We start from the raw sequence: 19,686 nt of genomic DNA, 5'->3' as shown, positions 1-19,686 counted from the left end.
TCGCATCGCTCCAACAGCGTCTTTGGAACGGTCCCGAATACGGATATCCGTTCGGCGCCTCTGGTCTCGTACAAAAGACATCGCGTTCCTGAGCGTGGAGGTTGCGTATTATCCGTTGCTCGTCTTTGGGATCGCGATGATCTTGTGGTCCGGCTGAACAGGGGCTGCTTGCCAAGGATTGTTCTCCAGCGATCGTCTGCAGCGGCGACCGTGTGGTCGCATGGCGAGCGCGTCGTTCAGGCTGCGACCGATGATACGTTCGCGATATCGATCTCAATGGAAAGCGTCTGCCTTAACCCGTGAGGTTGCCGGTTCTCGATCTCGAGCGTGCCTCCCTGTCGTTCAACAATTTCCTTGGCGATGGCCAGGCCGAGCCCGGCGCCGGGGATTGACTGGCGGCGGGCCGGATCGGCGCGAAAGAACGGTTCGAAGGCACTTGCCAGGAATTGTTCGGGAATGCCGGGACCGTTGTCGTCGATCAGGACGACAGCGCGGCGATCGTGAACGCGCAGGCTTACGATGGCGCCGCCGCCATGGGTCGCAGCATTGATGATGAGATTGCGTAGGGCGCGCTTGAGTGCGAGCGGTGAGATCTTGACGCTGCTGTGATCGAGTCCGGCAATTGTCACCCGCATCTTGATCAGGGTGAGTTCGGCACAAACGTCCCCGACGAGTTCGTCGAGTCTGACGTGTTCGGTGCCTTTTCCGACGGTCTCTTCCCGAACGAGCTGGATGGCGCTGTCGGCAATGTGATCCATTTCATCGAGGTCATGCAGCCACTCCTCACGCTCTCGTTCGTTGAGAAATTCGGCGCGCAGACGCATGCGTGTCATGGGTGTCCGCAAATCGTGCCCTGCGGCAGCCACAAGTCTGATCTTGCTGTCCATCGCTTTTTTCAGACTTGCGCCCATCATGTTCAGTGCCTGAGCGGTTGCCTTGATTTCGATAGACCCTTCTTCTTTGAGCACGGGCAGCACGCCGTCCTTGCCAACGGACATCGCCATGCTCTGCAGCAATTTAAGCTGGTTCGTCGTCTGATGGGCGACCGTAAGAGCAACCCCGATGACGCCAACCGTGATCAGTACCATCCAGCCGGCGAGGCCCCACCACACTTCAGGAGGCGGCGCGTGCTCGCGTATGGGCCAGCTCAGCCAGCCGGGGCCCATCTTGATGGACGCCCATCGTTGGCCATCCGGCGTTTGCTTGACGAAAATGTCGAAATTGGCTTGCGATTTTTGAAATGCTTCCTGCAGAAGCTTGGTCGGCGCTTCCAGAAGCTTTCCCTCGATGGGCGCCGGCTGAAGATGAAAGACTGCATCGTTTCCGCGAAAGGTGATGCTGTTGGAAAATGCAGCGACGCGAGACGTCAATCCGTCACGAAAATCCTTTTCGACCAGCCCGAGTATCATTTGCGACATCACGGCGCTGGCTAGGATCACCACACAAAGGACCGAGCCCACGAGCATCAAGGAAAATCGAATGCGTATGGAGTTCATGTGTCTGCGCCAATGGTTTCAACGCGTGCCGAGAAAATGTAGCCGCCGTTACGCACGGTTTTGATCAACTGGAAATCATCATTGTCGCCGAGCTTCTTGCGCAACCGGCTCATCAACACGTCGATCGAGCGATCGAACACGTCGTCGGAACTGCGGTTCGTCAGTTCGATCAGTTGATCCCGGGAGAGCAGGCGGCCCGGTCGTCTGACCAGCACGAGCAACAGTTCGAATTCAGCTGTCGTGAGATCGAACGGCTGCCCGTTTTCGTCCAGCAACCGCCGTGCGCCGGGATGGAGTTTAAATCTGCCGAAGTGATGTTCGAGCACCTGGGAGAGCTGGATGTCCTGCGTCACCTTGCGACGAAGCACCGCGCGGATGCGGGCGAGCAATTCGCGCGGATTGAACGGCTTGCCGAGATAGTCGTCCGCGCCGATTTCGAGGCCGATGATCCGGTCGACGTCCTCCTTCAGCGCCGTCAACAGGATGACGGGTATCTCGGAGCCCTCCCGCCGAAGATCGCGGCAGATATCGAGCCCCGACCCATCGGGGAGCAGGACATCGAGAACGATCAGGCTGACCTGGTTGGTCTGCAGCGCTTCCTTCATCGTTCGCTGGTCGGAGGCGATGGATACGCGGTAGCCTTGTTCGGTCAGATAGCGTCCCAGCAGTTTTCGTATTGCAAGATCGTCATCGACGATGAGGATGTGAGACATGGTCTGCATTGGGCGGCATCCGGCTCCAGGCGGTTGTTCGTTCAACGTGACTGCTAATGTCGTAGCATAGCTGTCTTGGGCGGAGGGACGGTAATCACTGTCATGCATGTCCGGTCATTCCGTCACCGGCATCGCGTCGTCGTTCCACTCTGGAGGTGCTCCCATTTTTCCGCCGATGAAGGCGGAAACGCCGGTGCGCCCGAAAGCATCACAGGCGGCGTATTTGGGCTTGCCCCCAAAGGCCGAATTCACGCGCTGCATACTGGGCGTCGACAGCTTCTTGTCGAACGGATTTTCACCGGTAATGAGGAGCTTGCTGAAATCTGCGCCGAACTCGCCCGCCAGATCGTAGGCATCGCCGGATGCCGCAACGCGCGGCGTGCTCGTCAACATGTCAGCATCGCGGGCCCAGACGAATGCCGCTTTCTGCTGGCCTTGTACGTCGCGAGCTTCCGCTTCGACCGACAGGCCGCCCATGCCGTACGGGATCCGGGGGACGACGATAGGAAAGCCTGCACTGATGAACATCGGTGCGGCGGAGGCAACCTTAGCGGCTCCAGCGACATTCGGATCGGTGATGGTCACACGCGTCACGGTAACATGCACCGTTAGGTCGGCGGGTTGCCCGGATGGGACCACGTTGAAGCGGTCGCTCAGTCCGATACAGACGGAACGGTCGACAGCATTCGCGATGACGCGACGTTGCTTGTCGGTGAGGGCGGCTCGAGATGCGGCATGAGAGAACGACGTGGGTATGATGCTGACGCTCCTGGCCGCCAGGACCCCGGCCTTGTCGACGCGCATCTTGGATTTGGTAGTGATGCCGTCGGCGGGCGCGAGGTCGTTATACGAGGCGAGAGACCCTGATGTCTCCAGTTGGGCCGTGGCGCATCCAGCGACAGTTGCTGTCAGAGCGTGCAGGCATATCAGTTTCAACACGTGGTTGATGGCGTTCGCGCGCATAGAGATGTCCCCCAATAGTCACGGACACTGCGTACGGAGACAAATTGTCAGCCACATTGCGAAAGATTACGGATCAGCCGCCATTTGTTGCAGAACATTGCAGAGGGAGGCGCGCTAGTTCTTGCCCGGCATTTTTGCGGCGATGATGTCATCGGCCTTCACCCAGCCGGGCGTACCCACGGCAAACCGCGCCTTGGCGCGCGACGCAAGGTCACGGGCGGTCTTGTTGTCGCCGCGCAGGAAGGCGGCCTGGGCCGAGGCCAGGTCGGCCTCTGCGAGTTCGCCCTTGCGGCCATAGGCCATGGCGAGCTGCATATAACCGGCGGGTGCTTCGCTCTCGCGCGCCACAGCAGTGCGCAGGATGCGGATAGCTTCGTCGGTATAGGCCTTGTTGTCGGAGGCGACGAGCGCCTGGCCGAGCATCATCTCGATCAGTGGCGCGTTGTTGGAGAGCTGCACCGCGCGGCGCAGCGGCGCGATGGCCTCATTGGGCTTGCCGCCTTCCAGCAGTGCCTGGCCCCGCAGCTCGTAGAAATACGGATTGTTCGGCTGCGCCTTGATCAGCGCATCGATCTGCTCGACGGCTACGCGCAGATCGCCATGGCGATAGGTGGCGATGGCGCGGGCATATTGCGCGGGCAGACTGGTGTCGGATGGCGGATAGCGCCGCAGCACCGTGTCTCGCTGCTCCATGAAGCCGGCGGTCTTGGCGCGCATCAGCTCGTGGCGCAACATCAGGGTGGGATCGTCCTTCTTGTCCCAATAGGGACTCGACTTCGCAAGCTCCTCAAGGGCGGCAACGCGCTCTCGGGGCATCGGATGCGACATCATATACGGGTCGCTTCCGCGCGCTGCGAACAGGCTGTCGGTGCCGAAGCGCTGGAACGTCTCGTACATGCCTTTGGACGACTGGCCGGTCTGGTTCAGGAATTTGACACCGGCGCGGTCGGCATTTTCTTCCTGCTGCCGCTGATAGGACAGCATCGTATTCATCATCATCGCTTGCGGCGCGGCGACCGCTGCAGCACCAATATTGCCGGCAGCACCATTGGAGTTGCCGCCGCGCGCTCCGGCCGCCATGGCGCCGACGCCGAGCAGCATCGCCACGATCATCTGGGTTTGTGCCTGCGCCATGCGCTCGCGCAGCTTTGACAGATGACCGCCGGCGAGATGGCCGGTCTCGTGGGCGAGCACGCCGATCAGCTGGTTCGGCGTCTGTGACTGCATCAGCGCGCCGTGATTGACGAAGATGCGGCGACCGTCAGCCACAAAGGCATTGAAGCTGGCATTGTTGATGATGACGACCTGGATGTTTTGCTTTTCGAGGCCCGCGGCACGCAGGATCGGGCGCGTATAGTCACGCAGCAGCTGTTCGATCTCGGCGTCGCGCAGCAGGCGCGGGGCACCGCCTTGCTGCGCATGGGCCGCCATTGGCGTCAGCGTCAATGCCGCCGCGGTCAGCAGCGTGGTCAGCTTCGAGAACAATCGATATGCAGCCCTTCTAGGCTGCAGCTGCAGGTCTTTCATCATTGGCCGAGGTTCGGATCTCGATATAAGCCCTAATAAGTCAAATATTGCGGCGGGAGCGCGGCGTTGTTCCCATGCCGTAACGTGCATAACGCCGCGCAGATAGCAGATTTTTATGCCAGATACGATCCTCAAAGCCCGGGCACACAGCCTTCTTGCAGCCTCCGCCCGCAGCAACGTTCCCTCGTTCATGGTGATGGATGTGATGGCCGCCGCGGCGCGGATCGAGGCCGCTGGCGGGCACGTGATTCACATGGAAGTCGGGCAGCCGGCAGCGCCCGCGCCACAGGTGGCCATTGATGCCGCGCAGGCCGCACTGGCGCACGGGCGGATTGAATATACCGCCGCGCTCGGCACCCCGTCGCTGCGCGCGCGGATCTCCAGGCATTATCGCGACGTCTATGGCTGCACGGTCGATCCGGAGCAGATCGTGGTGACCACCGGCTCCTCCGGCGCGTTCATCCTGTCCTTCCTGGCCCTGTTCGAGCCCGGCGACCGCGTCGCCGTCACCGTGCCCGGCTATCCGCCGTATCGGCATATTCTGACTGCGCTAGGCTGCGAGCCGGTGCTGATCGAAACCCATGCCGACAAGCGCCATGCCTTGACCGCCGAGGATCTGCTCGCCGCGCATCGCGAAAAACCGCTGAAGGGCGTGCTGGTCGCGAGCCCGGCCAATCCTACAGGCACCATGATGTCGCGCGAAGCGCTCACCAGCCTGATCCACGCGGCCGATGATGCGGGCATCCGCTTCATCTCCGACGAAATCTATCATGGCCTCGATTACGCATTCCCGGCAGTGACCGCGGCCGAGCTATCGCCGAACGCGCTGGTCATCAATTCGTTCTCGAAATACTTTTGCATGACCGGCTGGCGCGTCGGCTGGATGGTCGTGCCGAAACCACTGGTGCGGTCCATGGAACGGCTCCAGCAGAACCTGTCGATCTCGGTGCCGACGCTGTCGCAGATTGCGGCAGAAGCTGCGTTCGACGGTCATGTACAGATGGAAGACATCAAGCATGGGTATCAGGAGAACCGCCGCATCCTGACCGCAGGATTGCCGCAAGCCGGTCTCACGGACTTCCTGCCGGCCGATGGCGCCTTCTATCTCTATGCAGACGTGTCGAAATTCACGTCGGACAGCTTCGATTTTGCCAAGCAGATGCTGGAACAGGCGCACGTCGCCGCAACACCCGGCAGCGACTTCGATCCGATCCACGGCAAATCCTATATTCGCTTCTCCTATGCGAGCTCGACCGAAGACATGCATGAGGCGGTCGCGCGGATCAGCAAATGGCTCGGGCAGGGCGGCCCGAAGTGAGATAGCCTGTCTTGTCGATGGATTCATCCGTCTCGAATCTGCCCCACGTCTCGATCGCCAGTGTGTGGTGGCCAAGCCGCGGTGAGGGCCTTGCCGCTGCGCGCCGTGCCGTGGTGCTGGCAGCGTTTGGCGTCGCGTTGTTGGCGGTTTCGGCGAAGATCAATCTGCCATTGCCATATGTGCCGATGACCCTGCAGACGCTGGTTGTTTTGATGATCGGCGCCGTCTATGGCTGGCGCCTCGGCACGTTGACGATCATCGCCTATCTCGCCGTCGGTGCATTGGGATTGCCGGTGTTCGCTGGGCCCGTTGGTGGCCTCAAGCCGCTCACAGGGGCGACGGCCGGCTTCCTGTCCGGCTTCGTCGTTGCTGCGTTCATCACGGGCTGGTTCAGCGAACGCGGATGGGATCGCTCGATGGTCCGCCTGTTCGTTGCCATGGCCATCGGCCACATCGTGATCATGGCCATGGGCTTTGCGTGGCTGGCTTACGGTATGAAGCTCGGTGCCGAGAAAGCCTGGTTGGTCGGCGTGATGCCGTTCCTGGCGGGGGCATTAGTGAAGAACACATTGGGCGCGATCCTGGTACCCGTCCTGCGCGGAATGGTTGATCGCCGGTATCGCTGAACGCTCGGCGCGATATTTGTTCGTTAATCGCCCAAGTAATTCCGCGTGGCGGCTTGCAAGAGGCCGCCCATGTGACTAATGACCGCGGCAGTAAAAATGCTCAGGGAGTTGAAGCGGAATGTCTGCGGTAACGGCAACGGCGGGTCCGGGAGCGGCCGCTCCGGTCAAAAAGCCCTGGTACAAGGTTCTCTATATTCAGGTGCTGATCGCTATCGTGATCGGTGTGCTGGTCGGGTGGCTGGAGCCTCAGTTCGCCACCAATGAATGGATCAAGGCGCTCGGCGATGGCTTCATCAAGCTGATCAAGATGGTGATCGCGCCGATCATCTTCTGCACCGTGGTGTCTGGCATTGCCCATATCCAGGACGCCAAGAAGGTCGGCCGCGTCGGCATCAAGGCGCTGGTCTATTTCGAGATCGTCTCGACCTTCGCGCTGATCCTTGGTCTTGTGATGGGCAACCTGTTCCAGGTCGGCCATGGCTTGGTGACCAAGACCGAAGGCAGCGCGGGCGCAGTCGCCAACTACGTCAAGCAGGCCGAAGCGACGAAGTCGGTCGATTTCGTGCTCAACATCATCCCCGACAGCGTCGTCGGCGCTTTTGCCAAGGGCGACATCCTGCAGGTGCTGTTGTTTGCGATCCTGTTCGGTTTCGCGCTGATGGCGCTGGGCGAGCGTGGCCACAGGTTGCGCGACATGATTGATGAGACGTCGCATGCCGTGTTCGGCGTGATCGCCATTGTCATGAAGGCGGCCCCCCTCGGAGCATTCGGCGCGATGGCCTACACCATTGGCAAGTTCGGCCCGGCAGCGCTCACCAACCTGCTGAGCCTGATCGTGCTGTTCTACGCGACTGCAGCACTGTTCGTGGTGGTCGTGCTCGGCATCATTGCCCGCATCGTCGGCTTCAACATCTTCAAGTTCATCGTCTACATCAAGGATGAGCTTTTGATCGTGCTCGGTACTTCTTCGTCGGAAAGCGCGTTGCCGCAGCTGATGGAGAAGCTGCAGCGTCTGGGCTGTTCGAAATCGGTCGTCGGCCTCGTGGTGCCGACCGGCTATTCGTTCAACCTCGACGGCACCAATATCTACATGACCCTGGCGACCTTGTTCATCGCCCAGGCGCTCGGTGTGGATCTGTCGTTCGGCCAGCAGGTGACTATCCTGATCGTGGCGATGCTGACCTCCAAAGGCGCTTCGGGCGTCACCGGTGCCGGCTTCATCACGCTGGCAGCCACGCTGTCGGTGGTCGATCCGCGTCTGGTGCCCGGCATGGCGATCGTGTTCTCGATCGACAAATTCATGAGCGAGGTGCGCGCGCTTACCAACATCACGGGCAACGGCATTGCTACGGTGTTCGTGTCGTGGTGGGAAGGCGAGCTTGATCACGACACGATGCACGCCAATCTCAACAAGACCATTGATCCGTCGGATGTGGAAACGGCAATCACGACGGACTGATTCGCAGTAGATCGCAGCACTAAAAAAGCCGCCCGGTTTTGCCGGGCGGCTTTTTCGTTGTTGCGTTGGAAGGCGCTTAGTCGCTGCCGAGGACGCGTGACCACCAGCCAGCTTTGCGCGGCTGGGCTTCGGCTGCTGGCGCTGCGGCCACAGGAGCAGGTGTCGGCTCCGGTGTAGTGGCCACAGGCGCTGCAGCGGGCTGCGGCTCCGGAGACGTCGAACCGAAGTTGACCTTCTCGCGCACCGTCGAGCGACGGCGTGCTGCAGCCTTGTCATCTTCCTGCGGTGCCGCGGCTTCCTGCACGGGGGAAGGTGCTGCGACAGGAGCAGGGGCAGCCGGCGCCGGCTCAGGCGCTGCCGGAGCGAACATCGGCACGGCGTCGTGACGGCTCTGTTCGGCCTGTGGCTGTGGTGCGGCATAGGACGTCACGGCGTCCGGAGCTGCGTGCTGGCGCGTGTCCTGACCTTCGAGATCGGCCACAGCATCGCTGGCTTCCGAGCTCTGCGTCGGTCCGAGTTCATCGGAAATCGATCCGGCCAGACCTTCGTCGTTACCACCACGCCGACGACGACCGCCACGACGACCGCGGCGACGCGGACGTCGCTCGCCATCGGCCGGCTGGTCGGTACGGGCTTCACGGGGCTGATCGTCGGTCTCGTCGTCTTCGCCTTCGCTGTCGTCGCCAACGGTTTCGACGTTACCTTCAACCGCGCCTTCAGCGGCGTTCTGGAACTCGCCGCCCTCGCGACCGGGGGCGCCGCCCTCGCGGGCTTCGCCCGAGCGACCACGACGGCGCCGACGACGCTTGCGCTTGCGCCCATCACCGTCTGCATCGCCAGCGGCGCTTTCACCCGAGGTCTCGTCGTCGGTGAGACCTTCGGTCTCCTCGGTCTCGATCTCGGCTTCCGTCTCGAACAGGTCTTCGTCGTCGAAGGGTTCTTCTTCCAGCGGCGGCGGGAAGGCCGCAACCTGCGCCGCGAGCAGCGCCTTGGCGGCTTCAAGCGTATGCACCTGTTCGCCGCGGTCGATCACGAAGGACTGCTGACCGCTGACATTCGGATCGGCGATGACGGCGAGCGTCACCTTGAAGCTGTTTTCGAGATCGCGCAGATGGCCACGTTTGTGGTTCAGCACATAGAGCGCGACATCGGTGCGGGTGCGCACAATCAGGTTATGCGTGGCGCCCTTCATCAGGGTCTCTTCGAGGCCGCGCAGCAACTGCAGGGCTACTGACGAGACCGAGCGGACATGACCGCTGCCGCCGCAATGCGGGCAGATATCGGTGGAGCTCTCCAGCACGCTGGCGCGAATGCGCTGGCGCGACATTTCCAGCAAGCCGAAATGCGAGATGCGGCCGACCTGGATGCGCGCGCGATCCTGCCGCAGGCAGTCGCTCATCTTGCGTTCGACAGCGCGGTTGTTGCGCTTCTCGTCCATGTCGATGAAGTCGATCACGATCAGGCCGGCGAGATCGCGCAGGCGGAGCTGACGCGCGACTTCCTCGGCGGCTTCGAGATTGGTCTTCAGCGCGGTGTCTTCGATGTGGTGCTCGCGGGTCGAACGACCCGAGTTCACGTCGATCGAGACCAGCGCTTCGGTCTGGTTGATGACGATGTAGCCACCTGAGCGGAGCTGCACGGTCGGCGAGAACATCGCGTCCAACTGGCTCTCGACGCCCATGCGCGAGAACAGCGGCTGGCCGTCGCGATACTGCTTCACCGCGCGCACATTGCTCGGCATCAGCATGTGCATGAAGTCGCGCGCTTCCTGATAGCCGGCTTCGCCCGCAACCTGGATTTCGTCGATTTCCTTGTTGTAGAGGTCGCGCAGCGAACGCTTGATCAGCGAGCCTTCCTCGTAGACGAGGGTCGGGGCCTGCGACTTCAGCGTCATGTCGCGGACGGTTTCCCACATCCGGATCAGGTATTCGAAGTCGCGCTTGATTTCCGGCTTGGTGCGCGAGGCACCGGCGGTGCGCAGGATGATCCCCATGCCTTCCGGCACGTCGAGGTCCGACACCACTTCCTTGAGACGCGAACGATCCTGTGCCGAGGTGATCTTGCGCGAGATGCCGCCGCCACGGGCAGTGTTCGGCATCAGCACGGCGTAGCGGCCGGCGAGCGACAGGTAGGTGGTCAGCGCAGCGCCCTTGTTGCCGCGCTCTTCCTTGACGACCTGCACCAGCATGACCTGGCGGCGCTTGATGACTTCCTGGATCTTGTACTGGCGACGCGGACGGAAGGCGCGCTCGGGGACTTCCTCGAGAACGTCGTCACCGCCGACGGATTCGACCTGATCCTCTTCGGCTTCTTCCTCGCCGTCTTCTTCGTCTTCCTCGTCGTCGTGTTCGTCGCTGTCAGCGGCAGCGGTGTGCTCACCCTCGGCGCGCTCTTCGTGGTGAACGTCCTCGGCATGCGCCGCGTTCTCTTCGGCGTGAGCGGCCTGAATCTGTTCGTCATGCGCGTGATCATCATGCGCTTCGGCGGTGACTGGCGCTGGCGTCTCCGCAACGGCTTCGACCGGAGCAGGCGAGAACCCTGCCGAAACAGGCTGTTCGGTCACAGGCTCGGATGCAACGACCTCGGACACGACGACCTCGGGAGCCGCCGCTTCGGCAGCGACGCTCTCGGACGCGACCGGTGCGGGGGCATGATCGTGGTGATCATGGTCGTGCGCATGATCGCCTTCGGCGTGCTCATGCGCGTGGGTGTGCTCGTGACCGTCATGGTCATGATGGTCGTGATCGGCAGCGTGGTGCCCGTCATCATGGGGATGGCTGTGGACCTCGAAGGCCGGATCGCGCGGCTGTTCGGCCTGCGACGGATCGATCGCTGTCGTATCGACGACGTCGCTCTGCACCCGCTCACCACGGTCGCGGCGACGGGAGTTGCGATGACGTGAGCGCTTACGGTTGGAGCGGTTTTCGGTCTCTTCCTCAGCTTCGCGATGGGCCCGTTCATCCGCCTCGATCAGCGCCTGACGGTCGGCGACCGGGATCTGGTAATAGTCCGGATGGATTTCGCTGAAAGCTAGAAAGCCGTGGCGGTTGCCACCGTATTCGATGAAGGCGGCCTGCAGCGACGGTTCGACGCGCGTGACCTTGGCGAGATAGATATTGCCGCGGAGCTGCTTGCGCTGCGCAGTCTCGAAATCAAACTCTTCGACGCGATTGCCGCGAACCACGACGACCCGGGTCTCTTCCGGGTGGGTCGCATCGATCAACATTTTGTTTGGCATTTGGAAGCTCATGGAGGCGGACGGCATGCGTGGCGGCAAGCGCGTGTCGCGCAGCCGGGTGACGCAACGGTCCACCTGATTCGGGGGTGAGGGGAAGGCCGAAACACAGCCCTGAACGCCGTGCCGATCGCGAGGTCAGTGCGGGGCGACGCGCGAGGCTTGGGCCTCGCATCGGCATAGTTCCCACCTGGGTCTCGGTCGGCATCACAGTCTGGCGCATCAAGCGTCGGCCCGTCTGAACATCTTGGCGGCAAAGGCGCCGCCTTTTGCTGACGTCCGGCGCGCCGCAGAACGCGGTCACCGGCTGTCGCATACTCCGCCCGTAAGGCCGGAATAATCCGTCATGAAGTGTCTAAAGCCGCCCCGGGAGCGAGAAAGGACCTGGGACCGGACACCGCCTGGGCTAGGACCGCCTCTCTGGGCAACCGCGCGCTGCGCTGGTTGTAGAGAGGAGGCCGGAAAACGCTGGATCCACCGATAGATGGTCGGGGGAACGAGCGTTGCACCGGGAGGCTGAACACGACACAACCGGGAGTTAAACCGTCAGCTCTTCGTACATACGAGGAATGGGGGTCGCATGCAAGGGAAGCGTCACAAGGCTGCAACACTCAGGCTTATTCGATACGGCCGACTTAAGCTCCGGTTAACCCTGCAATCCTATTGGGTTAATGAGGGGCTGCTTCGGAGGCAGTGGATTCGTTGACGAGCCGCGCAAACCACATCGTCAGGCTGGCCACGGTGCTCTTCAGTGCCGCTTTTGGGCTGTTTTGGTGCCCGAACTCCGCCCAGGCCGCCGGCGAGACGCCACGCGCGGAAATCGAGGGTGTGTTCCCGATCGCCTCCGACGTGCGGATCGCTGGCGACGAGAAACAGACCCGTTTCATTCTCGATCTCGACAGGAAGATCCCGCTGCGTGCCTTTGCGCTGGCTGACCCATATCGGGTGGTCATCGATCTTCCCCAGGTCAATTTCCATCTCGATCCCGGCGCCGGGACGGTCTCCCGCGGCCTGATCAAGGCGTTTCGCTACGGTCTGGTGATGCCGGGCGGGTCGCGCATGGTGTTTGACCTGACCGGACCAGCCAAGATCAAGAATTCCTACGCGCTCGATTCCGCCAACGGGCAGCCGGCGCGGATGGTGATCGAACTCGAATCGGTCGATCGCACGACATTCGTACAGGCGCTGGCGGTTGAGAATCGTCCGGATCTGCGACCGGCCGTCGGAACGACTGCTGTGGCATCTCCGGTTGCCACTAAGGTGGTCGCCAGCGCCGTGCCCGATGCCGCGCCGGACGCCCGTCCAGTCATCGTGATCGATCCCGGTCATGGCGGCATCGACAACGGCACCCAGGCCGGCGGCGAGAGCGAGAAGGGGATCGTGCTGGGTTTCGGTTTGGCCCTGCGTGACCGTCTGGAGAAGCTCGGCAAATACCGCATCGTGATGACCCGCGCCGACGATACGTTCATTCCCTTGGATGAACGGGTGAAGGTGGCGCGCAACCAGTCGGCCGCTTTGTTCGTCTCCATCCATGCCGACGCATTGCCGCGCGGCGAGGGGGATGCGCAGGGCGCCACCGTCTACACGCTGTCCGACAAGGCCTCCGATGCGGAGGCGGAGCGGCTGGCAGACTCGGAAAACAAGGCGGACGCCATTGCCGGCGTCAATCTGACGGAAGAGCCAACCGACGTTGCCGACATCCTGATCGACTTGGCGCAGCGCGAAACCCGAACCTTCTCAAACCGCTTTGCCCGGCTTGTGGTGGGCGAGATGAAGACCACGGCGCGGATGCACAAGCATCCCCTCAAGTCGGCAGGTTTCCGCGTGCTCAAGGCCCCGGACGTCCCCTCGGTGCTGATCGAACTGGGTTACGTGTCCAACAAGGACGATCTCCAGCAGCTGATGTCCGAGAACTGGCGCTCCAAGACTGTCGGGGCGGTCGCCAAGGCGATCGACGGCTTCTTCTCCAAGCGGATGGTCTCTGCCGGTCCGGGAAACTGACGACCGGAACTGAAAATGACAAATCTTTCAGTACGAAAGCCCCGGCCTTCAGTATGAAAGCCCTAGTTTGGCCACAGCCGGAGCTCTATAAAAATTTCCGTGTGGCTGTCAGAATCGGTCAAGACTGACGTCCATTTCGGGTTGTCTCCTTGCTGATTTTTGCCGCGGGACTTGTTGCTGACTTCGCGCCCATGGGGGCCGCCGTATGCTATATTGCGGCACAGCGATTGAAACGGATCGTCGATAATGCGTCTGCTGGTGCGGTTTCTGGGTTTCTTGTTCGCTGCAGGAACCGTGGTGTTCCTGGTGGGCGTCGCCGCCGCAGCCGGGCTGATCTGGCATTATTCCAAGGACTTACCGGACTATTCGCAGCTTCAGGATTATGAGCCGCCGGTCATGACACGCGTCCACGCGGCGGACGGCGCGTTGCTCGGTGAATACTCCAAGGAGCGCCGGCTCTATCTGCCGATTCAGGCCGTGCCGAAGCTGGTGATCAACGCGTTCCTCGCGGCCGAAGACAAGAATTTCTACGAGCATGGCGGCCTCGATTATTCGGGCATGGCGCGTGCGATGGTGCTGTATGCGCAGAACCTCGGCTCCAACCGCCGGCCGCAGGGCGCATCGACGATCACGCAGCAGGTTGCGAAGAACTTCCTTCTGACCAACGAGGTCTCCTTCACCCGCAAGATCAAGGAAGCCTTGCTGGCGATGCGCATCGAGCGCACCTATTCGAAGGACAAGATCCTCGAATTGTATCTCAACGAAATCTATCTCGGCCTCGGTGCCTATGGCATCGCCGCTGCGTCGCTGGTCTATTTCGACAAGTCGGTGAACGAACTGACCGTGTCGGAAGCGGCGTATCTCGCAGCTTTGCCGAAGGCGCCGTCGTCGCTGCATCCGATCAAGAACCGCGACCGTGCTATCGAACGCCGCAACTATGTGGTTGATCGTCTGCTGGAGAACGGCTGGATCAAGCAGGCCGATGCCGACAAGGCGCGCAAGGAGACGCTGAGCGTCACCGGCCGCAACAGTTCGGGTCACATTTTTGCTGGCGAGTATTTTGCCGAGGAAGTGCGCCGCGACATCCTGGAACGCTACGGCGAAAAGAAGCTCTATGAGGGCGGCCTGTCGGTCCGCACCACACTGGATCCCAAGCTGCAGGTGATGGCCCGCAAGACCATGACCAACGGCCTGATCAATTTCGACGAGATCCGTGGCTGGCGCGGTGCGACCAACAAGATCGATATTTCCGGCGACTGGGGCGTGAAACTTGCCGAGGTGAAAGCACTGTCCGACATCGCGCCGTGGAAGCTCGCCGTCGTGCTGGATGTCAGTGATCAGTCGGCGCGGATCGGCTTCCAGCCGGGCCGTGAACTCGGCGGTGCCGTGCTCAAGGATCGCCAGACCGGCATCCTCACGCTGGACGGCGTGCGCTGGGCCAAACCCGCCGCCGGCCCGACAAAGGGCAAAACACCGACGGCCGTGTCGCAGGTTTTGGCCGCGGGCGACGTGATCTATGTCGATCCGCTCACAAACAAGGACGGCTCCGTCGTCGAAGGCCAGTTCCGGCTGCGGCAGTATCCGGAAGTGTCCGGTGCCATGGTTGCGATGGATCCCTTGACCGGACGTGTGCTCGCCATGGTCGGCGGCTTCTCGTTCGACCAGAGCCAGTTCAATCGCGCCACGCAGGCCTATCGTCAGCCCGGCTCATCCTTCAAGCCGCTGGTCTATTCGGCAGCGATGGACAATGGCTACACGCCGTCCACCGTCGTGGTCGACGCGCCGATCGAGATCGATCAGGGGCAGGGCGCCGGGGTGTGGCGTCCGGAAAACTATTCGACCGGTAAGTATTACGGCCCGGTGACGCTGCGTAATGCGTTGATGCGCTCGCTGAACACCGTGACAGTGCGACTGGCGCAGGACGTCGGCATGCCGCTGATCGGCGAATATGCCAAGCGGTTCGGCGTCTATGATGAATTGCCGAACTATCTCTCCTATGCGCTCGGCGCCGGTGAAACGACCGTCATGCGGATGGTGACGGCCTATTCGATGTTCGCCAATGGCGGCCGCCGCGTGAAGTCGACGTTGATCGACCGTATTCAGGACCGTTACGGGCATACGATCTTCAAGCATGACCAGCGCGAATGCCGCGGCTGCGACGCGCCGGAGGGTTGGAAGAACCAGGCCGAGCCGCAGCTCGTCGATCGCCGCGAGCAGGTGCTCGACGCCATGACCGCCTACCAGATCACCTCGATGATGGAAGGCGTCGTGCAAGGCGGCACCGCGACCGTGCTCCGCGAAGTAGGCAAGCCGATCGCTGGCAAGACCGGCACGACCAATGATGAGAAGGATGCCTGGTTCATCGGTTTCTCGCCTGACGTCGTCGTCGGTATCTATGTCGGTTACGACAAGCCCCGGAACCTCGGCAACAAGGCCACCGGCGGTGCGCTGGCTGCGCCGATTGCGAAGGACTTCATGAAGCTTGCGCTCGCCGACAAGCCGGCCGTACCGTTCCGCGTGCCTGCCGGCATCAAGCTGATCCGCGTCGACGCCAAGTCGGGCATGCGCGCCGGACCGGGCGATGGCGGCCGCACCATCCTCGAGGCCTTCAAGCCGGGCACCGCGCCGCCGGACAACTACTCTGTGATCGGTGTCGCCGATGCGGACGGTCGTTCGCTCTCGGTGTCGCCGGAAACCGACCGCAGTTTCATGCGACCGGGAACGGGCGGCCTGTATTGAGGCTCATCTGACCTACAGCAGATCCTTGCGGATTGCGCTTTGCCGCGCACGCCGCTACATCCCGATCACCATTCGTATTGCGGCTGATGCCGCCAGATCAGAGTTTCCATGCGCGCTGAAATCGAACGCCTTGTAGAAGAGATCAAGCAGTCAGTCGGGCTGCTGAGGAGGCATCTTTGACGTCGATGCATCCACGGCACGACTGGCTGAGCTGAACGCTCTCGCCGAAGACCCCAATCTCTGGAACGACCCCCAAAAGGCCCAGCGCCTGATGCAGGAGCGCACCTCGCTTGAGGACTCGCTTCAAGGCATCGGCAAGGTCACGCGTGAACTCGACGACAACGTCGAGATGATCGAACTCGGCGAGGCCGAGGGCGACCAGAGCGTCGTGACGGAAGCCGAGAATGCGCTCAAGGCGCTGAAGAAAGAGGTCGCGCGCCGCGAGCTGGAAGCGCTGCTCTCTGGCGAGGCCGATCGCTTCGACACCTATCTCGAAGTCCATGCCGGCGCCGGCGGCACCGAGAGCCAGGACTGGGCCTCGATGCTGCTGCGCATGTATACGCGCTGGGCTGAAAAGCACGGTTTCAAGATCGAGTATCTCGAAGAGACGCAGGGTGAAGAAGCCGGCATCAAATCGGCGACCATCCAGATCTCCGGCCACAATGCCTATGGCTGGCTGAAGACCGAAGGCGGCGTGCATCGTCTGGTGCGTATCTCGCCTTACGACTCAAACGCTCGTCGGCACACGTCGTTCTCGAGCGTCGCGATCTTCCCGGTCGTGGACGACAGCATCAAGATCGACATCAACGAGTCCGATGTGCGCGTCGATACGATGCGTTCAGGCGGCGCGGGCGGTCAGCACGTCAACAAGACGGAGTCGGCGGTGCGTCTGACGCATATTCCGAGCGGCGTGGCCGTGGTCTGTCAGGCCGGCCGTTCGCAGCACAAGAACAAGGCCCAGGCTTGGGACATGCTGCGTGCGCGACTCTACGAAATCGAGCTGAAGAAGCGCGAAGAGAAGGCCGCCGCCGATCAGGCTGCCAAGACCGATATCGGCTGGGGTCACCAGATCCGCTCTTACGTGTTGCAGCCCTATCAGATGGTGAAGGATCTGCGCACCGGCGTGCAGACGTCGGACACCTCTGGCGTGCTCGACGGCGACCTTGACGAGTTCATGGCGGCGACACTGGCGCAGCGCGCCTTCGGCACATCGCCAGGCGCCATCGACGACGTGGACTGAGCCATGCCCCATGTTGCGTTCATCGGTTTAGGACGCATGGGGCACGGCATGGCCGGCCGCTATCTCGAAGCCGGTTTCAGCGTTGCCGTCTGGAATCGCAGCAGGGCGAAAGCAGAAGATCTGATCGCACGTGGCGCACGCTGGGCAGCTTCGCCGGCGGATGTAGCCGAAGGCGCCGACGCCATCGTCACGATGGTCGCCGATGACGAGGCTTCACAGACTGTGTGGCTCGGCGCAGATGGTGCCGGGAGGGCTGCGAAGGCGGGCGCGTTGGCGATCGAATGTTCGACAGTATCGCACCAGCACGCGCTCGACCTTGCCAGGGCGCTGCAGGATCGCGGCCTGATCTATATCGATAGTCCGGTCACCGGTCTGCCGGATGCGGCTGCGAGCGGCAAGCTCACGCTGCTGGTCGGCGCGGATACTGCGGACCTCGACAAGGCCCGGCCGTTCCTGGCGCCGATCGGATCGACGATCCGACATTTCGGCCCCGTCGGATCGGGGACGGTTTACAAGCTGATCAACAACCTGATGGGCGCAATCCATATCGCTGGGCTCGCCGAAGGTCTGGCCATTGCAGAACATGCCGGGCTGGACATGAAGCTGGTGCTGGAGTCCATCGCGAGCGGCGTTGCGGCAAGCCCACAGGTGCTGCGACATGCGCCGCGGATGGTGGCCCGCGATTATTCAGGTGCATCCTTCACCTCCGCACTGCGCCATAAGGATGCGGCCTATGCTGTGAGATTGGCGGAGCAGCTTTTGCAGGCCAGGCCCCTGGTCGGCGCGGCGGCTGTCGAAGCCTATGAAAAGGCAAAGGCTTTCGCGCCCGACGATGACGAAGCCAAAATGATCGAGCTCATCTCGCAACCGAGAGACGGCTGAGCAAGCTAACCGCCCGCCAAAGTCTGCGGCGTCTTGAAACACTCTGGCTGCCGCGCGTCCGCTTCCGTTCTTCGTGCCACCCGATATCATCCGCGTGCCGGAACTCAACATCCGGCGCTGGCTTATCCTGACGCCGCATGTCGCGGTGTCACGAATTCAACGGGGTGTGGGGCATGAAGAAGATCATTCCAATTCTTGCTGTTGGCGTTGCATTGATGCTGGGCGGCTGCGGCCGCGATCCCGGACCAGCAGGTCCGAAGGGTGAGACCGGTGCGCAGGGGCCGGCCGGTCCGCAGGGTGCGCAAGGCGTTCAGGGCATTCCCGGCGCGCAGGGACAGGCGGGTGCACAGGGACCTCAAGGTCCGCAGGGCACGCCCGGCGCCAAGGGTGACAAGGGCGACGCGGCACCGGTCAGCTTCCGCGCGGTGCAGGCAGATGGCGCGATTAGCTGCGAGGCGACGGAGACGCTGGTGTCCGTTGTCTGCCCGAGTGGCGGCGCGCCGGATGGCACGAAGTGCGCCACGACGCCGACCGTTGGTCTCTGCCTGAAGAAGTAATCGTGTGGCAGATTGAAATTGGCTGCTAGCAAACCGGCCCCTCGCTCGCAGGTGAGCGAGGGGCCTTCAAACTTGCGAACGTGTGCTAGACCTTGCCGTCGCCGCGTCGCCCGTAACTCGGAGGCACCGAAATCACGAGATAGTATTCACACCGGCGCGCAGTCTTGTTCTCGAACCAGTGCTCGACGTCGACTTCGAAATACAGCGAGTCACCCTCATCCAGAACCGTCTCGGTGTCCTTGGTTCTCACGGTGACGCGTCCGTGCGTGGCAAGGACGTGTTTGGATGTGCCCTGCGGGTAGGCGGGCAATTTGCCGGTCGAGGTTTTCGGGGGCAGGTGATGCAGGACCACTTCGACTGCCATGCCGGCCATGACGGGCGACAGCAGGAAGCGCTCGAAGCCCGTCTTTGAATCGCGAAAGATCTGGCGTTGATCCTTGCGCACCACAGCGAAGGCGCGGCGCGGCGCATCGTCGTCGCCCATCAGCGTCGAGAACGATGTCTCCAGAGCCAGCGCGATACGTCGCGCGACCCCGATCGTCGGGCTCTTCTCGCCGCGCTCGACTTTCGACAGCATCGCCCGACTGACACCGGACTGCCTGGAGAACTGCTCCAGGGTCAGGTTGGCCTGTTCACGCAATATGCGAACCCGATCGCCGAATGCGCGACTGACGGGGTCTTCACGAACGACCTTCCGCGTCGCCGGTTTCGCCATGTCGGGTGCTGCTCCAATGTTATTCGCGGATGTAATCCGCTGGTGATTCCATCTTAGGCGCCGTTGCCCGCCATGTCACATCCTGCTGCGGCAGATGACCGCGTGCGTCTTCTAAAGAATAAATAGCCGGGATGACCAGCTTGCCAAAATCTTCTATCGAAGATAGGTGTATCTTTAGAAGATGCCGGCGATCCGTTCGCCGGACAAGCAGACAT

General features: G+C 62.0%; 14 protein-coding genes. 8 read left to right on the top strand and 6 right to left on the bottom strand.

From position 1 onward, the window contains the following. Nucleotides 1–236: 236 nt before the first annotated feature. The 4 genes from RSO67_RS03315 to RSO67_RS03300 form a co-directional block, all read right to left on the bottom strand. Entirely contained in the window at nucleotides 237–1,496 is a 1,260-nt protein-coding gene (locus RSO67_RS03315; protein ID WP_120289370.1) for an ATP-binding protein, read from the bottom strand. Further along, complete coding sequence (locus tag RSO67_RS03310; RefSeq protein WP_315842350.1) at nucleotides 1,493–2,218, bottom strand: response regulator; 726 nt, start codon at nucleotides 2,216–2,218, stop codon at nucleotides 1,493–1,495. Before RSO67_RS03310 ends, RSO67_RS03315 begins: the two co-directional genes overlap by 4 nt. A gap of 105 nt (nucleotides 2,219–2,323) precedes the next feature. Then, the gene (locus tag RSO67_RS03305) at nucleotides 2,324–3,172 is read right to left on the bottom strand and encodes a DUF3313 family protein (RefSeq protein WP_315842349.1); all 849 of its coding nucleotides are present in this window, start codon (nucleotides 3,170–3,172) and stop codon (nucleotides 2,324–2,326) included. Between the two features lie 114 nt (nucleotides 3,173–3,286). Further along, entirely contained in the window at nucleotides 3,287–4,702 is a 1,416-nt protein-coding gene (locus RSO67_RS03300) for a M48 family metalloprotease (protein WP_315842348.1), read from the bottom strand. Between the two features lie 112 nt (nucleotides 4,703–4,814). On the opposite strand from RSO67_RS03300, the gene RSO67_RS03295 reads away from it, so the two are divergent. The 3 genes from RSO67_RS03295 (at nucleotide 4,815) to RSO67_RS03285 (ending at nucleotide 8,102) form a co-directional block, all read left to right on the top strand. Beyond that, nucleotides 4,815–6,017, top strand: coding sequence for a pyridoxal phosphate-dependent aminotransferase (locus tag RSO67_RS03295; RefSeq protein WP_315842347.1), 1,203 nt, complete (start codon nucleotides 4,815–4,817; stop codon nucleotides 6,015–6,017). 17 nt (nucleotides 6,018–6,034) lie between these two features. Next, entirely contained in the window at nucleotides 6,035–6,643 is a 609-nt protein-coding gene (locus tag RSO67_RS03290; RefSeq protein WP_315842346.1) for a biotin transporter BioY, read from the top strand. Nucleotides 6,644–6,761: 118 nt separating this feature from the next. Then, nucleotides 6,762–8,102 (top strand): dicarboxylate/amino acid:cation symporter, encoded by a 1,341-nt coding sequence (locus tag RSO67_RS03285; RefSeq protein ID WP_120289380.1) that lies wholly within the window; start codon nucleotides 6,762–6,764, stop codon nucleotides 8,100–8,102. 76 nt (nucleotides 8,103–8,178) lie between these two features. On the opposite strand, the gene RSO67_RS03280 is transcribed toward RSO67_RS03285, so the two are convergent. After that, on the bottom strand, nucleotides 8,179–11,340 hold the full coding sequence (locus tag RSO67_RS03280; RefSeq protein ID WP_315842345.1) for an Rne/Rng family ribonuclease: 3,162 nt from the start codon (nucleotides 11,338–11,340) through the stop codon (nucleotides 8,179–8,181). Nucleotides 11,341–12,039: 699 nt separating this feature from the next. Between RSO67_RS03280 and RSO67_RS03275 the strand changes: the two genes are divergently transcribed. The 5 genes from RSO67_RS03275 (at nucleotide 12,040) to RSO67_RS03255 (ending at nucleotide 18,756) form a co-directional block, all read left to right on the top strand. After that, a complete protein-coding gene (locus RSO67_RS03275) occupies nucleotides 12,040–13,338 on the top strand; it encodes an N-acetylmuramoyl-L-alanine amidase (RefSeq protein ID WP_315842344.1) in 1,299 nt (432 codons plus the stop codon). Nucleotides 13,339–13,584: 246 nt separating this feature from the next. Further along, entirely contained in the window at nucleotides 13,585–16,077 is a 2,493-nt protein-coding gene (locus RSO67_RS03270; RefSeq protein ID WP_315842343.1) for a penicillin-binding protein 1A, read from the top strand. Nucleotides 16,078–16,185: 108 nt separating this feature from the next. Continuing rightward, nucleotides 16,186–17,317, top strand: a protein-coding gene (gene prfB, locus RSO67_RS03265) for a peptide chain release factor 2 (protein ID WP_120289384.1) whose coding sequence is annotated in 2 segments (ribosomal slippage) — nucleotides 16,186–16,254 and nucleotides 16,256–17,317 — 1,131 coding nt in all. Because the reading frame shifts where the segments join, the coding sequence is not laid out codon by codon here. A 3-nt stretch (nucleotides 17,318–17,320) separates the two neighbouring features. Further along, nucleotides 17,321–18,199 carry an NAD(P)-dependent oxidoreductase gene (locus tag RSO67_RS03260; protein WP_315842342.1) on the top strand — a complete coding sequence of 293 codons (879 nt, stop codon included), beginning with the start codon at nucleotides 17,321–17,323 and terminating at the stop codon, nucleotides 18,197–18,199. A 173-nt stretch (nucleotides 18,200–18,372) separates the two neighbouring features. Continuing rightward, nucleotides 18,373–18,756, top strand: coding sequence for a hypothetical protein (locus RSO67_RS03255; protein WP_315842341.1), 384 nt, complete (start codon nucleotides 18,373–18,375; stop codon nucleotides 18,754–18,756). A gap of 85 nt (nucleotides 18,757–18,841) precedes the next feature. On the opposite strand, the gene RSO67_RS03250 is transcribed toward RSO67_RS03255, so the two are convergent. Continuing rightward, nucleotides 18,842–19,471: an XRE family transcriptional regulator gene (locus tag RSO67_RS03250; RefSeq protein ID WP_315842340.1), complete on the bottom strand. Its 630-nt coding sequence runs from the start codon at nucleotides 19,469–19,471 to the stop codon at nucleotides 18,842–18,844. Between the last annotated feature and the right edge of the window lie 215 nt (nucleotides 19,472–19,686).

It is taken from the genome of Tardiphaga sp. 709 (assembly GCF_032401055.1).
Classification (GTDB): domain Bacteria; phylum Pseudomonadota; class Alphaproteobacteria; order Rhizobiales; family Xanthobacteraceae; genus Tardiphaga.
Note: the sequence above shows the minus strand (reverse complement) of the source record. Positions and strands in the feature narration are given on the sequence as shown.

Excerpts from the sequence above, each read along its gene's own strand:
- RSO67_RS03315 (WP_120289370.1), bottom strand. The coding sequence starts at position 1,496 with ATGAACTCCATACGCATTCGATTTTCCTTGATGCTCGTGGGCTCGGTC.
- RSO67_RS03310 (WP_315842350.1), bottom strand. The coding sequence starts at position 2,218 with ATGCAGACCATGTCTCACATCCTCATCGTCGATGACGATCTTGCAATA.
- RSO67_RS03305 (WP_315842349.1), bottom strand. The coding sequence starts at position 3,172 with ATGCGCGCGAACGCCATCAACCACGTGTTGAAACTGATATGCCTGCAC.
- RSO67_RS03300 (WP_315842348.1), bottom strand. The coding sequence starts at position 4,702 with ATGATGAAAGACCTGCAGCTGCAGCCTAGAAGGGCTGCATATCGATTG.
- RSO67_RS03295 (WP_315842347.1), top strand. The coding sequence starts at position 4,815 with ATGCCAGATACGATCCTCAAAGCCCGGGCACACAGCCTTCTTGCAGCC.
- RSO67_RS03290 (WP_315842346.1), top strand. The coding sequence starts at position 6,035 with ATGGATTCATCCGTCTCGAATCTGCCCCACGTCTCGATCGCCAGTGTG.
- RSO67_RS03285 (WP_120289380.1), top strand. The coding sequence starts at position 6,762 with ATGTCTGCGGTAACGGCAACGGCGGGTCCGGGAGCGGCCGCTCCGGTC.
- RSO67_RS03280 (WP_315842345.1), bottom strand. The coding sequence starts at position 11,340 with ATGCCAAACAAAATGTTGATCGATGCGACCCACCCGGAAGAGACCCGG.
- RSO67_RS03270 (WP_315842343.1), top strand. The coding sequence starts at position 13,585 with ATGCGTCTGCTGGTGCGGTTTCTGGGTTTCTTGTTCGCTGCAGGAACC.
- RSO67_RS03260 (WP_315842342.1), top strand. The coding sequence starts at position 17,321 with ATGCCCCATGTTGCGTTCATCGGTTTAGGACGCATGGGGCACGGCATG.
- RSO67_RS03255 (WP_315842341.1), top strand. The coding sequence starts at position 18,373 with ATGAAGAAGATCATTCCAATTCTTGCTGTTGGCGTTGCATTGATGCTG.
- RSO67_RS03250 (WP_315842340.1), bottom strand. The coding sequence starts at position 19,471 with ATGGCGAAACCGGCGACGCGGAAGGTCGTTCGTGAAGACCCCGTCAGT.